The sequence below is a fragment of the Sphingobium sp. FG11 genome (assembly GCF_057809915.1).
Window position 1 is genome coordinate 69,422 of sequence record NZ_JBMDKW010000012.1, and the last position, 14,117, is coordinate 83,538.

At 64.5% G+C, this 14,117-nt stretch carries 14 protein-coding genes; 1 reads left to right on the forward strand and 13 read right to left on the reverse strand.

The window, feature by feature from the left end:
* The first annotated feature begins 381 nt into the window (after positions 1-381).
* Entirely contained in the window at positions 382-1,368 is a 987-nt protein-coding gene (locus ACODSN_RS11715; protein WP_489055586.1) for a GlxA family transcriptional regulator, read from the forward strand.
* A gap of 241 nt (positions 1,369-1,609) precedes the next feature.
* Here the strand turns inward: ACODSN_RS11715 and ACODSN_RS11720 are convergent, their stop codons facing one another.
* The 13 genes from ACODSN_RS11720 to ACODSN_RS11780 all read right to left on the reverse strand — a co-directional run bounded on the left by ACODSN_RS11720 (position 1,610) and on the right by ACODSN_RS11780 (position 14,070).
* Positions 1,610-1,807, reverse strand: a complete 198-nt coding sequence (locus ACODSN_RS11720; protein ID WP_489055588.1) for a hypothetical protein — start codon at positions 1,805-1,807, stop codon at positions 1,610-1,612.
* Positions 1,808-2,063: 256 nt separating this feature from the next.
* Complete coding sequence (locus ACODSN_RS11725) at positions 2,064-2,828, reverse strand: hypothetical protein (protein ID WP_489055589.1); 765 nt, start codon at positions 2,826-2,828, stop codon at positions 2,064-2,066.
* The gene (locus ACODSN_RS11730; RefSeq protein WP_489055591.1) at positions 2,825-5,386 is read right to left on the reverse strand and encodes a hypothetical protein; all 2,562 of its coding nucleotides are present in this window, start codon (positions 5,384-5,386) and stop codon (positions 2,825-2,827) included. Before ACODSN_RS11730 ends, ACODSN_RS11725 begins: the two co-directional genes overlap by 4 nt.
* On the reverse strand, positions 5,383-5,724 hold the full coding sequence (locus ACODSN_RS11735; RefSeq protein ID WP_489055593.1) for a hypothetical protein: 342 nt from the start codon (positions 5,722-5,724) through the stop codon (positions 5,383-5,385). The genes ACODSN_RS11730 and ACODSN_RS11735 overlap by 4 nt, the downstream gene beginning before the upstream one ends.
* A gap of 62 nt (positions 5,725-5,786) precedes the next feature.
* Positions 5,787-6,590, reverse strand: coding sequence for a hypothetical protein (locus tag ACODSN_RS11740; protein WP_489055595.1), 804 nt, complete (start codon positions 6,588-6,590; stop codon positions 5,787-5,789).
* Complete coding sequence (locus tag ACODSN_RS11745; protein ID WP_489055596.1) at positions 6,591-8,441, reverse strand: phage tail protein; 1,851 nt, start codon at positions 8,439-8,441, stop codon at positions 6,591-6,593.
* Positions 8,426-8,854, reverse strand: coding sequence for a hypothetical protein (locus tag ACODSN_RS11750; RefSeq protein ID WP_489055598.1), 429 nt, complete (start codon positions 8,852-8,854; stop codon positions 8,426-8,428). Before ACODSN_RS11750 ends, ACODSN_RS11745 begins: the two co-directional genes overlap by 16 nt.
* Complete coding sequence (locus ACODSN_RS11755) at positions 8,839-9,432, reverse strand: hypothetical protein (protein WP_489055600.1); 594 nt, start codon at positions 9,430-9,432, stop codon at positions 8,839-8,841. The genes ACODSN_RS11750 and ACODSN_RS11755 overlap by 16 nt, the downstream gene beginning before the upstream one ends.
* Positions 9,416-10,024: a hypothetical protein gene (locus tag ACODSN_RS11760; RefSeq protein ID WP_489055601.1), complete on the reverse strand. Its 609-nt coding sequence runs from the start codon at positions 10,022-10,024 to the stop codon at positions 9,416-9,418. The genes ACODSN_RS11755 and ACODSN_RS11760 overlap by 17 nt, the downstream gene beginning before the upstream one ends.
* Positions 10,021-12,768 (reverse strand): hypothetical protein, encoded by a 2,748-nt coding sequence (locus ACODSN_RS11765; protein ID WP_489055603.1) that lies wholly within the window; start codon positions 12,766-12,768, stop codon positions 10,021-10,023. Before ACODSN_RS11765 ends, ACODSN_RS11760 begins: the two co-directional genes overlap by 4 nt.
* On the reverse strand, positions 12,761-12,991 hold the full coding sequence (locus tag ACODSN_RS11770) for a hypothetical protein (protein WP_489055605.1): 231 nt from the start codon (positions 12,989-12,991) through the stop codon (positions 12,761-12,763). Before ACODSN_RS11770 ends, ACODSN_RS11765 begins: the two co-directional genes overlap by 8 nt.
* Positions 12,988-13,458 carry a hypothetical protein gene (locus tag ACODSN_RS11775; RefSeq protein ID WP_489055607.1) on the reverse strand — a complete coding sequence of 157 codons (471 nt, stop codon included), beginning with the start codon at positions 13,456-13,458 and terminating at the stop codon, positions 12,988-12,990. The genes ACODSN_RS11770 and ACODSN_RS11775 overlap by 4 nt, the downstream gene beginning before the upstream one ends.
* 12 nt (positions 13,459-13,470) lie before the next feature.
* The gene (locus ACODSN_RS11780) at positions 13,471-14,070 is read right to left on the reverse strand and encodes a hypothetical protein (protein WP_489055608.1); all 600 of its coding nucleotides are present in this window, start codon (positions 14,068-14,070) and stop codon (positions 13,471-13,473) included.
* Between the last annotated feature and the right edge of the window lie 47 nt (positions 14,071-14,117).

Consider the following 14,117-nt stretch of genomic DNA (forward strand, 5'->3'; position numbering starts at 1 on the left):
GCAATTTCCTGCAATTCTTGCGTAGGAATGGAATGGAGATCGTCAATCGAATAGTAAAATAGACCGGCAAATCTGTCGGCTTCATCCACATGAAGCCCCCACGACTTTGCCTGTTCAGAATTATCCGACATCCTGTTCTCCATACTATATTTCCATCAGGATCGGTTATGCCGCCCGGTGGGTCAACTGGGCAAAAAATCCAGTCCTAAATCGGCGGCCTGCCGGAATCGTCATACCGGGCCGCAGGCCACGGGTTCCTTCGTGTGCAGGCTGGCGGGCGCGCGCCTCGTCCTTGCATCCCACCCCGCGAAACGACATAGTCGGGCGGGGTCAGCACAGCGCGGAGAATGCTGGCGGCTCGGGGGATGGTGAGGAACGGCAGTGACATTTACGATTGGATTCGTCGTGCATGAAGGCTTCCAGCTTCAGCATGTCGCCGGCCCGCTTTCCATTTTCGAGGCCGTGCCGGGCTATGGCGCTCCGGTCTATCGCGCGCTGCTGTTGTCGGAACAGGGGAAGCTGGTTCGTTCGTCCGCCGGGGTGTGCGTCGATACGATGGCCTTTGACGAAGTCGGCCGGCTCGACATTCTGTTCATCAGCGGCGGTTATGCCTGCTTCGAAGCGGAACGCTCGCCCGCGATAGCCGCGTTCATCAGGGATCAAAGCGCCCATTGCCGTCATGTCGCCGCCATTTCCAGCGGAACGGTGGTGCTGGCCGCATCGGGCGTTCTGGCGGGACACAGGGTCACGACCCACTGGTCGCTAAACGGCGAACTGGCCGATCTGTACCCGTCGATCCAGATTGAAGGCGACGAATTCCTCGTCCGGGACGGCAAGTTCTGGACATCCACCTCGGTCATGGGCGGCGCCGATATCGCCCAGAGGATCATCGACGAGGATCTGGGCCATGACGCCGCCCGACGCGCCACGCGCGAATTGCTGAGCCATCACCGGCACAGCACCAGCGACGGCCAGATCATGGATGGGGACGAACGGTTCAAAGGCCTCATCAACTGGGCGCGGCAGAACCTTTGTGAAACATTATCGGTCGAGCAGATGGCGGAACATCTGGGCATGCACCCGCGCAACTTCGTTCCCGCCTTTACCACGGCATTGGGCCAAACCCCGGCCAAGGCGATCGAGCGCATCCGGCTCGAAGCCGCCCTGGCGCTTGTCGGCCGGTCGGACATGCCACCATCGGCGATCGCCCGTCAGGTCGGCTTTGGCAGCGCCGACCGGATGCGCCGCGCGTTCCTTCGGGTGTTCGGCGTGCCGCCGCAAAGCATGCGCGAGATAGCCCAGGCCCGCTCCGCTCGATTGAGGACGGGTCGCATTGAAGAAGCAACGCCGGTGCCAGCCATGTCGTAAGACCGATTGTCAGCTCGCCGTTATGCTCAGGGACGACGGCGGCGATGACCTTCTAATATCGACATCGACATTCTCTCGATCGAACATACGCCCGGCCATGGTCGGGCCTATCGGGAAAACCAAAGCGGACACGCAGCGTCCCGGCAATCTACGCAAAAAAACAAGGATTAGGAGGAGTTTGCAGCGCCGCTGCATCGCGCAGCACCAGCCGACCGCCAACCCTGCCCCGCATTGTCTGGCGTCATTCCCCATTTCCTCCCGCGCGTTGGCCCCTCGCCCTGTCTGCTGCGGCGAGCAGGCTCTTGGCGGTGCCAGACGCCGCATCGGGCGTCATGGTCACGGCCACGCCATCTGGCCCGTCGAGGATCACCAGTCCGTCTTCGGCAGACGCGATGCCCGGCTCTGTCTCGGGCTGCCGCGCGTTCGCATTTGGATTCATGTGTCGCTCCGTCATGGGATGAGAGGGTCAGGGAGTGGAGGATGCGCGATGTAGAGATAATTGTAGCGCGACAAGAGTTTCTGGAGTCTTGGACAAGAGTTTCTGGAGCACTAAAAGCGCCGCGCAATAGCGATCAACCATCGCGTGCGGACAGGACCGCCGCGGCGCGATGGTCCACCTCGGCACCTTGGATTCACACGCATCTCAGACGCTTGAAATCATCGTCTGAGAACCGCCTCAGACGTGCAACGACACGTCAGAGCCAGGCCATCGGCGCGCCATAGTGTTTGACCGAATAGCTCTCGATTGCATCCACGAAATCCAGATTGAGGCTGGGCACGAATGGCAGGAAAATGACATCTCCGAGCGAACCGTTAAAGGGCTGAGCGCCGGCAGAGTTAAGACTACCCAACACCCACCCCTGCGTCGATGCGGCATTGTTGTGAGCGATCGACGCATAATCTTTGCCATTGACGCGCGCGAACAGGTTGTCGCCATCGGACCCAAAGAGCAGGACTATCGGCTTGCCGTAGCTGACGCTGCCGCATGCCAGCAGGCCGGTGCCATGCTGGACGTAGAGCGCCCCGCCCGTCGTTACATATACGAGCGTGCCAACATTCGATGACGTCCAGCTGCCCAGCACCGTGACCTGAGCGGAAGGGGCCGGAAGGCGAAAAACGACCGCCATGCCCCAAACGCCCGAGCGGCTCGGGGCGCCAGTCCATGCGGTGATGAGCCTGTCATCGACGCCATCGAATTTGAAGCCAGGGAAGCCGCCGAACTGGCTCTCCCAGAAAATGGGCTGAGAAGACGTCGTGCCCTGAAGATAGGAAATGCCAGTTCCCACCTTGGGGTTGACCGCACTCACGGCGGCCGAGGTCGGGTCTTTTGTCACCAGCGCCGGATTGGTCTGAAACCATGTGATGCCGGCACCGAAGTCACCTGCGACAATGCGTTCGTATAGCCCCTTGACCGTCGGGCCGGAGATATTCTGGGTCAAAGTGACGACGGCGTCTGTCATGATAAGGTCTCCTCGAAGCGGACGAGCGGTTGACGAATGGTTGCCGGGACGTTGAAGCCTCGCGCAGCGAAGGGGCTGGCTACGTCTGTGGTGGCGTAGATTTGCCCGCGACCGCCCGCCCAGGTTTCGAGCGGGTTGGTGTTGTCGAGCGCATAGCGAAGCCTGTCGCCAGAGGCGGGAGCGCCTGACAGCGTGACCAATATGTTCGTGCCGCTGATCGCCACGCTGCTGACTGTCGGGCCGCCGCCACCGGGGCGGCTCCAGACGAAGCCATATTTATCGACAGCCGCGACGCGGTCAGTGTCGATCGCGAGCGCCAGCGCGCCCGTGGCAAGACTGATCGGCACGGTGACGACATTGCCCACAGCCGTCATCCCGCCAGCCACTGGCCACGTCGGATGGAAGGCGGTGGCCTTGCGACGCACGAACTCCCGCGCCAGCGCGACCCGCTCATGAACGATCATGCGGCCAAGCACGCTGCCATGGATGTCCGGCCCGGCCTGATCTTCTAGTGGCCCGTCATACATGACGCTGGCGAGCGTCGTCACACCGGCTGCATAGCGCTCACGTCCGACCCTGAGCTGCGCCAGCGCAGCGGCGTCATAGGCCGCGCCCGAGCTGGTCGAATTGGTCTGGAGGATGAACACCTTGTAGGCCGCGTCGCCGGAACCCTTGTTCGTGCCGTAGAGAGGAACGACCGTGTCGAGATAGCTGTTCAGCGTCGTATAGTAATCGCCAACCGCGCCAGCCTCACCCTGGATGAAAATGAAGTCGTGCCGCAGCGTGCAGCTGTAAAGCCGCGCTACCGCCCGCGCGCGTCGAGCCGCTTCGAGGGCGTTTTCGTGGTTGAAACGGCTGGCGGTCGCCGGAAAGAATTTATCGAGCTGATCTGAGCCGCGCCAATTTGTCGCAACGCTCATCGGCGGCACGCGGCGCGAGGTGTCGCGACGGTCGAGATCATATGCCGCCATGACCATGAGCGCGGCCGGCAGCTGGCCGATGGCGCCGCCGTAGCTTGGCATCGGCATGCCGGAAAAATCGGCAGCAGCGGGCGATGCCGGTATCGCGCTGTCGCCATAGCTGTACCAGCCGTCCGTCACAATCAAATGCCGTGGGCCGGGCACGCCGGTGATCAACTGGCCGGTAATCGACCCGTCGCCAGCATTCGACTGCCCCTGATATTGAATCAGATCCACCACATTGTCGCCGGCATCCGCAATGGCGGCGGTGGAGCCGGTCAAGCGCTGACGGACATCGCCGACATAGCCATCGGCTTCCTGGATCGACGCGTAGCGAAACAGCCGGCCGAGACGCACGTTGAACGCCCGGTGCGGCCCGAGAAACTCGGCCGGCGAATGATATTCCAGCCGCTGGCGCAGCGCCCTGGTCGGCACCAGGTCAATCCCGCCTTCCAGCTCATCAACAACCAGCGGACCGCTGCCCGAGCGGCTGGCGAGAAGCGGGAATATATGATTGCCATTGTCGCGACTGGACGAACGGCGGCGCAGCATCGGCGGCGCCACCAAGGCACGCTCGCCTTCGTCATAGCCGATCAACGCGCGCTGGCCGTCGCCCATCACCGGATGCACGGCGCCCTTGTCGCGATCGGTGCTCGCCGCGCGCACGACCGTGCGAAACGCCAGCGCCGCACGGGCTTCGTCATAGGCCAGCGCTGCGCTTCTGTTCTGGCCCTCGATCAGGGGCAGGCGTGGCCCTTTATCCCGATCGGTTGAGACGCGCCGAAGGATCGGCGCGGCAAGACTGCGCTGGCGAACCAAATCATAGCCCAGCACTAAAGCGCCCGGACGATCGCGCAGCATCGATATAATTCCGGCGCTGCTGTCGCGGTCGCGGCCTTCGGTCAGAAGCAGCCGCGGCATGGCAAAGCCGCCCAAAATAGCACTGTAGCCCAAGGCGGTCGCGGCGGTGCGGTCGCCAAGGAGCGACAGCCATTCAGAACCGCTGTCGCGATCTCTGCTAGGCGCCTGCTCGAAACGCGGCAGGCGAAAACGCTGTGTGATCAGATTGAAGCCGAAGGCGGAGACGCCGCTTCGTGATCCGAGTAAGGGAAGTATCGCCCCCTCACGATCGCGGTCCGATGAATAGGATACCGTGATCGACCGTATAATAGGCTGAAGCTTCAGAAGATCGACTATGAAGCCCTGGCCGTTGTCGCCGACCACAACGCCATAGTGCGTAGGGCCATCGCGATCACTCGGATATTCGCGAATGCCGTCGGCCGCATCTTGCGCGTCGAGCTTGGCTTGCTCTGCATCGTCACGGAAAACCTCAGCCTCGTTTCTCGCCGTGAGCACGAAAGCGCCATCGTCGATCACCTGCTGCGCGCCACTGGTTGCAGCGACCACCGCCGCGATCTTGATATCTGCCTCGGCGATCTTGTCGACAACGGCGGCCGCCGCCTCGGTCGCGATCTGCTCAGGCCGGGCGAGCCAGTCGGCCAGTGGCAACGGCGTTTCACCGGCCTCGCTCATAAGCGCGACATAGGATTCATACGCCGACGGACCGATCTGGCCGCCGCCATAGTTGACGTCGCTCATGGCCTTGTGACCTCCTGGTCGATGATCACGCCGCCGGTGCGCGAATAGACGACTTCGTCGCCCAGTGTGCCACGGAAGTCGAACTGCATGAGCCGGATCGGCCAGTTAACTGTGCGCTCGGCAGCAATTGTCAGTTCGACCATGCCTTTGGTTCCGGGCGGAGCGCCCAAAGCGGCGGGATCGATGACCCGCACATCGAACGGCTCCACGATGTTGCCGCCCCGCAGCTGGGCCGTGATGTCCCAGCCATCGGGCGCCATCGGCAAGGGCAGGCGTATGCGCAGCGTGGCGCCGCGCTTGTGCCGGATCGTGTCCAATAGCAAATTGTCCGTCGTCATAGCTCCTCTCTCGCGCGTGCGCGGGGAAGCCTCGCCCCGGACGGCTGTCCGGTCCGATCAGATTAGCGTGAACGGAACCATGTCGTGGCGGCGGCGACGAACTCCCAGCTACCGCCATCATCGGCCGCCACCGCGGCGAGCGGTGCGCGCAGTGTGTTGCTGCCGCCACTCATCGTAAGGGTTGTCACGGCCGAGCTGGCGCCGGTGCGTAACTGGAAGCTCTGACCATCAACCGGGGATGACGGCATGTTGATGGTCAGCGTCGCTATCGTCGAGCCATGATTGAGATAAACCCGCTTGTATAGCGAGCTTGTGTTGGACGGCGTGACCGTGCTGCCGTTGGTCGGTGAAAGCACCTCGACCGCAGGCGCTGTGCCTGCGGTCGAGCGCAGTGCGGCCGCGTCGGCCATGGTTAGAAGACTTCGGCCGAACGATGTCGTCGCCAGCGCGGCGATGGCGGCCAAATCGCTGTCATAGGCCTGCACGTCCGTCCCGATCACGGCGCCGGCCAGCGTCCTGAGCGCCGCAGCGTCGGCCAGTGTGAGGACAGATCGGCCGAAGCTGGTGGTGGCGAGCGCGGCAATCGCGGTCAGGTCGCTGTCGAGCGGCTGCTTGCCTGCCAGCGCCGTCGTCATCGTTGTTGCGAAACTCGCGTCGTTGCCCAGCGCCGCCGCCAGTTCGTTGAGCGTGTCGAGCGTCGAGGGCGCGGCCGCCACGACCTGGGCGATGATCCATGTCGCAAGGGCGGAGAGGGGAAACACCGCATCGACCGGCGCGGACGGGTAACCCTGCGCGCCGATCACCCGGTCCGTGCCGCTCAGCGAACTCGCCACCGTCGCCGTCGATGATTTCAGATTGCCCGCCATTTATACTGCCTCCGTAACCCATTTATCGCCCGTCTCGGTCAGCCATTGGGCGCCGCCTTCGGTCAGCCAGAGACCGGCCGGCGCGACCGGCGTGATCGTCACGCTGACACTCCAGTTGCTCGCGCGATAACCGAGCGTCATCGCGCGCACCTGCACTTCATATTCCGTGCCGCTGTCCACCGGCCCGCTGCGCGCGGTGAACGCATCCTCATCGACGCTCATCAACATCCATGTCCCGCCCGAGGTCGGGCGATACTGGACTTGATAGACGAGATCCGCGCGGCCCTCGTCCCAGCTCGCCTCGATCGCGACGCCATTGCCGGCACCAAGTACGATGGGCACCTCGGCCAGGGTCAGGCCGGTCGGCGCCGGGATGACGATCGGCGTGGCGACGCCGTCGCCTGGCGATATCGGCGGAATGCCTTCCTCGGTCGCCGCATCGAAATCCCAGTCCGAACTTCGCACCTCGGCCAGGCTGACGCTGATCGTCGTTTCCAAAGGGGTGATGTTGAGCTGAAGGCCGCTCTGGATCATGAAGTCGGCGCTGACGCCCAGCTGCGCGGAGTCCAACCGGCAGAAGCGGCGGCCGAGCAGGTTGAGGCCATAGAGATTGAGCGTGGCGTCGATATGCCAGCGGTCGCCGAGGCGTGCGATGGTCAGCTTGCCCACTCGCACAGCCTGGTTGTGGTGCGGCGCATAATAGAGCTGCACCGCCTGCGGGCTGGTGTTCGGGTCGGTCGGCGACGCCGGATCGTCGATCGTCGCGCTCTCCTGCTCGCGATAGCCGATCGCCGCTTCGGTATAGAGCATCTTGAGCGCGCTCACCCGCTGCTGGGCTTCGGGGCCGATCGTCGCCTTCATCGCCCGGATATGATCGTCGGTCAGGACGATGTCGGGCGCTTCGTAGCGGCCCACATGGAGGTTGAACTTATAGTCCGCGCCTTGCCAGCAGAAGCCATCGACCGCCTTGAGCATGTCCGCCAATATCTGCCGCCGCTCGTCATCGGCCAGCGCGTAGCTGGCCCAAAGTCGCCAGCGCGCGACCGATGCACCCGTCACCGTCACGCACGCCTGATCGGCGATGTCCGCCTCGGCCGCGATATTGGCCCAGTTGATATTGTCATAGCCCAGGCCATAGCCGTCGGGGTGGGCGATATAGTCGGCGATCACCAGCGCGCCATTATCGCTCCATGCCCAGGTCGATTTGTCGTTCAGCCGGTGCGACCCCGCCCCGCCCGCCGTGCTGTCCTTGCGCGGGTCGTACAGCTTCGCCGCCTTGGTAATCTGGCTATAGACCGGCATCTGGCCATTATAGACGTCGCTGAAATATTTCTGCTTGACCGGGTCGCACAGGATCGCGGCATGGGCGCAGCCACGCTGACGATGCGCGCTGGTCCATTCCGAGAAGCGCGCGGTCAGCTGGCTGATCGCCGTCTGATTGTCCGTCCCCGACCGCGTATAGATGTGGATCGCGCCCCGATAACTCGATTCGGTGACCGTACCGCCGCCGTTCACCGTCACCTTCTTGTCGTTGATGCGATGCTCCAGGATGCTGTCTTCCTCCCCGGTGCCGAGCGTCACGACCATGCCGAGCTGCCCATCATAGCTTTCGAGGAAGCTCATCAGCCCGCCGCCATGGACGATGCCATAACGCCGCTTCCGCGACGCCACCGATTGCCGGATGATCGACTGGTTGTCGGTGGGCTTGGGGCGCTTCGGCCCGAACAGCAGGTTGGCGAGCAGCGACAGGCCGAGCGTGAAGCCCAATGTCACCACCGCCGTGATCGCGGCGGCGGCCAGTCCCGTGGCGCCGACCGCCGTGATGATGAGAGCCGCTAGCGCTTGGGGCAAGGCGCCCTCCAGGTGATGAGGGCGACGGTGCGGATCGCGACCAGCGACTGGTCACCGCGCACCATCCAGCGCGGCGGCGGCCCGGCCGACAGGCAGATTGCGCAGGTCAGCCCCATGTCCGGCAGATTGACCACGCCCACGTCGCCGCGCGCGGGCCGGTCGGCAATCTCCCAGCCCAGACCGTGCATCAGCTCGCCCGCGTAAGCGCACAGGCCACCCTTCGCCCGCAACAGCGCGGCCATTTCACGGCGCGTGCCATGGGGCGGCAATGCGGGTTCCGGCACGCCGCCGACCGCACAGGCGAAAGCCCAGACATCCTGTCCGCAGGGAAAGGGATCGCAGGGCGTCGAGGCCCAGGCGCAGATGGTGTCGGCCAGTATCGGCTCGATCCGGGCGCTCAATAGTCCGGCCATGTCACCACCTTGTTGACCAGGCTGCCGACGAACTCGAAGCCCTTGTCGCCGGGAAAGCGGCGCTGCTGGTCGGCGTCCGTATACATCGCCCAGTTCGGCCGTGAGCGCAGCGAGAACAGGCTTTCGGCCGAGATGGTGACCGATCGGTCGCCTTCCTCGGTCAGGCTGAAGCTGGGCTTGAGGCATCGACCGCAGGCGACGGGATAGGGATTGTCGAGCGGCCGCTGATTGTCCGGATCGTCCGGATCGTCCACACCGAAAAACTGCATCAGCACATAGACCAGACGGCCTTTCACCTCCGCCTCGAACTCGTCCCGCGCCAGCCGCATGATGTCGGCGTCGATCGCCGACAGGACGAAGGTCATTTCCGGCGCCTCGCCGTTCACGGCCTGCTCGATGCCGCTCATCGACCCGAAATTGCCGATGCCCTGCCACTGCGCGCCGTCATTCGTCTTGAGCATGCCATTGCCGCGCCACAGCCGCATCGGCGTCGTGGTGAAATCGAAGCGGACCAGGAACGCGCATTCGACCCGCCCGCCGCCCAGCGCGGCGGCGATCGTGTCAGGAAACAGGCTCATCGAACGTCTCCTCCAGGTCGATGGTCGGCGTTCCCGCGCGCAGGTTCTTGAGCATCAGTTCGCCGCCATCGTCGCTTGTCAGGCGGCAGATCATGGTGGGCCGCAGCTTGAGCCGCGCGGCGACATAATCCGTGCGCAGCGTCGGCGTGCAGCGGATGGTCGCGACCGATCCTACCCAGCTGACGATGGTGGCGAGATAGGGATGCTCGCCCAGGCCGAAATGCAGGCCCGCCTTGAGCAACTGACCATAGCCGCCGAAATCCGCGCTGATCGTGCGCTGGCCCTGCACGCCCGTGACGGTGACGCCGGCAAGGTCGCCGGGCGGCACCCCGGCCGGCAGGTGCCAGGGATCGAACACCGGCACGCGCACCCGGTTGGCGCGGCCCTCCAGCAGCCCAAGGATGGCGCGCCAGGCGGGCACGTCATCGTCAAAGATCGTGTCGAACTCCATCGTCAGGCCGAAGGGCGGCCGGATCGCCGGCACGGCCTGCGTGAACTGGGACAGGCTGCTGGTCAGGCCCACCGTCTTGCGCGGCGGGCGGATGACGATGTTGCGCGGAACCAGGGTGGATGGCCAGTCGAACAGGCTCATAGACCGCGCCTCGACAGATTGTCCTTCACCCGGCCGCCGACGACGCTGTCATAGGCTACCAGCCCCTCTTTCACGCCCGCGCGTACCATCGCCATGATCTCGCTATTGCCCCGCGCGCCCGACACGCTGATCTCCAGCTTGCCGGGGCCGGCGTTGCCGCGCCCCATGCTGCTCAAAGTGCTGTTGGGCCGCACCATCGCGCCCTGGGCAGTAGAGATGATCGGTTCCGGCCCGCGCTCGCCGACGATGCCGAAGGTGCCCGTCGGGATCAGGCCGCCATCGGCAAACATCCCGGAAAACAGCCCACCCAGGAGACCGCCGCCACCGCCGCCACCCATCCGGCCCAGCACGCCGCCGATCCCCGTCTGGCTCATGACGTTCATCCACTCCTGGTCGCCCGCCATGAACCCGCTGCTGCCGCCGCCCAGAAACTTGGTCAGGGCGCCGCCCAAAATCATGTCACCGCCGCCGCTCGATTTGCCACCGCCGAGCAGCGCGCCCAGCAACCCGCCGCCACCCGATCCGCCACCTTCGCCTGGTGCCGGCCCGAACAGCAGGCCGGCCAGCGGCGCGATGATCGCGCGCTGGATGCCGATGCGTATGAGGTCGGCGATGATCTGCTTGGCGACTTCCTTGAACGCGGCGCCCAGCGATTTGGCCTGCATGATGACATCGACCAGCTTGTCTTCCAGCGTTTGGAGACCGTGGACCGCCACATTCTCCATCTGGTCATTGAGCGACGTGTCGAGGCCCTTGACCTCGCGCAGATAGCGCTGGCCGGGGCTGGCGAACTCGCGATCATGCGCCTGCTGGTCATAGGATTTCGCCTGATCGAGCTTGTTGAGGGCGTCGCGCGCCTCCTTCTTGGCCTGCTCGGTCGCCGTTTGGCTGGCGATGGTATATTCGAGCGCGGCGCGCTTTTGCTTGTAGGACTCGTCGAGAATTTGTTGCTCGATGTCGCGGCGCTTTTCGCGGATCGTCGTGATCTGCGCCTGCTTCTGAAGCAGGTCGATGTCATTGGAACGGATCGCCTGGGCGACCTCATAATCCTGCTTGGCCTGCTCTTCCTTCTTGCGCTGCTCGATCAGCTGGCGCTCCAGCTCATCCTTGACCTTGAGCTGCGTCAGCAGCGTCGCCTTCTGCGCCGCCGAATAGTCCCGGTTGTCGGTGATCCGGCGCGCCTGCTCGGCCGTCGCGATGTCGAGCTGCTCCAGCTCGATCTTGTACCGATCCTCGACGGTGCGCGCCATCTGCTGGCGCAGCTTGATCGCATCGACCATGAGGCCGGACAGGTCCCGGCTATAGGCTTCCTGCGTGCGCTCCCTTTTCTCCTGCTCGCGCTCGGCCTCGTTATTCTGCTTGTCGGCCCCGGCCGTGCTCCACTCGATATGGAAGTGGCCGCGCTCCTTCAGGATTTTGGTGAGGCGCACGCCCTCGTCCGCAAACGCCTTGCGGATGGAAGCCGGCGTGACACCCGCGCCGAACGCTATGTCCAGCCCGTTTCCCTTCTCATGCGCGCTCGATCCGGGCCGGGCGACGGGATTGTCTGCGGGGCGGCCGGCGCTCACCCACTGGTCATAGAGCGCCTTCTGCTTGTCATAGGACCGCGCGACGCTGGTGACGTTCCAGCCCTCGCCACCGGCGATGCGCCTGGCATCGGCGATCGTGATCTCACGGCCAAACTGACTGTTGCTCGCGCGGCTCTCCCGTTTGGCGTCCTGGGCCTTCTTCAGTTCGGTCGCTTCGTCGCGATTGATTTGAGCAAGCTCGGCGCGAAGCTTCGCGATATCCTTGATCGTCTCCCGCGCCCTGTTGCGCAGCCCGTCGAAGCCCGCCTTGATTCGCACGGTCGGATCGGTGTCGAATTTGGCCAACGCATCAGCGACTTTGCCGACCGCGTCCTGATACCCGGCCTTCAGTCCCTCGATGGCCGCGTCGTTTTTCGCGATCAGCGCCGTGGTCTTGTCCACCTGACCGCCCGTATAGGCGCCCGCCGCGCCGCCCGTGCCCTGGCCAGCATTGGCATTCGCGGAAGCCTGGTCGGCAGCCAGTTGGGCGGCGAGCTTCTGGCGAAGCGCCAGAGCCGCCTGCAATGCCCCATTGGCGTGCCTGACCTCATTCGCCGCCGATTCGAGCGTGATCTCATTCGCCTTTTTCTGTTCCGCGCTATATTCGCGCATCGCGGCGGTGACCTCGGCCAGGCTGTGCCTGCTGATGTCCAGCTTCTGCGCCCAGGTCTCGCTGGCCTTGCTCGCCTTGTCGGTCGCGTCTTCCGTCTCGAACAGCTTGGCCACGAGCGGCCCCAGGATCGAAACGCCGGCCATGATCCCGATACCCCATGGCCCACCCATGAACGCGGCCAGCTTGCTGGTTCCGCCCGACATCAGCTGGACCGCCTGCGTCACCTGGCCGATTTGGGACGAGAAGATCTGCGCCGGACGCGCGCCCATACTCCACATCGTCGTCATGTCGTTGAGATTCATGATGAGCTGCTGGGTGCCCGCGCGCTGCGCGCCGGTCGCCGTGGTCACCTTGTTCGATGCGGCAGCGATGACGTTCGCGGCGGACCCGGCCTTGGCGCCCGCCTCAACCAGCGCGCCGCCCATCCTGGTCGCACTGCCGGACGTGGCGTCGAGCGTCTTGCCCAGGCCCCGGCTTTTGGCCTCGGCCTGGTCGATGCCGCTATTGAGGCCACGATCGTCCGTGCGCAGGACGAGGACGGCATCGCCGAGTGTCTCAGCCATTATTCTGCCCCGGCTCGACCACCGTCATCGCAATGCCCATCGCCGCCAGCTGGTCCGGTTCGGCCCGCTTTGCCGACGCCGCATGCGCGCGACCGCCCGCCGTCTGGCGCAGCTTTTCGGTCATCGTGCGCGCGTCATGCGCCTCGAAATTGCCCGATGCGAGGCCGGTGGCCTCGATCGCGCTGAGCTGCTCTTCGGCATGAAGGCGGGGCAGCATCTTCATGTACGCGCGAACCAGTGCCGCAGGCGCTTTAGCCAGCCACCACTGCGGCGTTCCGCCATAGAATCGCTGGAGCCTCGGGAGGGTCGTACCCCAGTCCACTGGGCCATCGCCTCCGGACCCATCGCTGTCTCCATCGCTCCCGCCACGCCCAGCTTGTTGCGCAGCAGGAGACTGGTAAAAACATCGACCACCGCAATCCTATGCGACCCGCTCAGCCGATCGAACACATCGGGGGGCACGTCGATCATGACGGCGCGCGCCACCTTTTCGTACAGTGCGTCCAGCTCGACGGCGTCGTCTGCATCGTCGCTGGCGGACAGGGCATCGATGCGGCGGCCCCACACGCCGAAGCGATGCCCGTCCAGGATGGAGACTTCGTCGGCGCTCAAAATCTCGTAACGCTTTCCGTCGATCGAAATCACCGGGCGCACGATCAGCGTGTCGAGGTTGAGGAGCGGTTCGGTCACCAGCCATCCTCCTTATGGGAGTGGGGCTTGGTGCTGGGCGATGATCCGCCCGAACCGCTCGGCCGGCGTCGACGCCGCCAGATCCTCCAGCGCCGTGAACTCCAACAGGAGGCCGGATGGCTGCGCTTTGCGATAGACCAGTTCGGGCGAGCTGGAGGGATAGCAGCGCGGCACTTCATATTGCGCCGCCATCGTCTCGGCATAGGGCGATACGCCGCGCGCCAGCAGCGCATATTCCTTGACGGCGGTGCCGTGACTGAGGCCGATCTTCTTGAAGCCCGCCGTGCCGACGCCGGCCGCTGTGGTGCCCAGCGTGTTGCTGCCCAGCACCGTCTGATATTGTTCCAGCGTCAAATCCCACAGCGTCAGCCGCGCGATCAGCTCTTCCTCGTCCAGGAACGCCTTGACCGGCCCGGTCGCGCCGGCCGGGCGGACTTTCTGGAAGGTCCGGGGATGCGAGACCGTCACGCCCTCGCCGGACGTGTTGCGGCTCTGATTGGTGCCGACCTTGTTCCAGCTGCCAGACGGCGCGGCGTCGATCAGGGGGAAGGCGGTGCCGACCGGGGCCAGCCAGAGCGAAAGCGGCGCTCCGAGGATTTCATAGGGTTGCATGATATGTCCTTTCGACAGGTCTTGAGAGGCAGAAAAAGCGGGTCTGA

Excerpts from the sequence above, each read along its gene's own strand:
- ACODSN_RS11720 (WP_489055588.1), bottom strand. The coding sequence starts at position 1,807 with ATGAATCCAAATGCGAACGCGCGGCAGCCCGAGACAGAGCCGGGCATC.
- ACODSN_RS11725 (WP_489055589.1), bottom strand. The coding sequence starts at position 2,828 with ATGACAGACGCCGTCGTCACTTTGACCCAGAATATCTCCGGCCCGACG.
- ACODSN_RS11730 (WP_489055591.1), bottom strand. The coding sequence starts at position 5,386 with ATGAGCGACGTCAACTATGGCGGCGGCCAGATCGGTCCGTCGGCGTAT.
- ACODSN_RS11735 (WP_489055593.1), bottom strand. The coding sequence starts at position 5,724 with ATGACGACGGACAATTTGCTATTGGACACGATCCGGCACAAGCGCGGC.
- ACODSN_RS11740 (WP_489055595.1), bottom strand. The coding sequence starts at position 6,590 with ATGGCGGGCAATCTGAAATCATCGACGGCGACGGTGGCGAGTTCGCTG.
- ACODSN_RS11750 (WP_489055598.1), bottom strand. The coding sequence starts at position 8,854 with ATGGCCGGACTATTGAGCGCCCGGATCGAGCCGATACTGGCCGACACC.
- ACODSN_RS11755 (WP_489055600.1), bottom strand. The coding sequence starts at position 9,432 with ATGAGCCTGTTTCCTGACACGATCGCCGCCGCGCTGGGCGGCGGGCGG.
- ACODSN_RS11760 (WP_489055601.1), bottom strand. The coding sequence starts at position 10,024 with ATGAGCCTGTTCGACTGGCCATCCACCCTGGTTCCGCGCAACATCGTC.
- ACODSN_RS11765 (WP_489055603.1), bottom strand. The coding sequence starts at position 12,768 with ATGGCTGAGACACTCGGCGATGCCGTCCTCGTCCTGCGCACGGACGAT.
- ACODSN_RS11770 (WP_489055605.1), bottom strand. The coding sequence starts at position 12,991 with ATGAAGATGCTGCCCCGCCTTCATGCCGAAGAGCAGCTCAGCGCGATC.
- ACODSN_RS11780 (WP_489055608.1), bottom strand. The coding sequence starts at position 14,070 with ATGCAACCCTATGAAATCCTCGGAGCGCCGCTTTCGCTCTGGCTGGCC.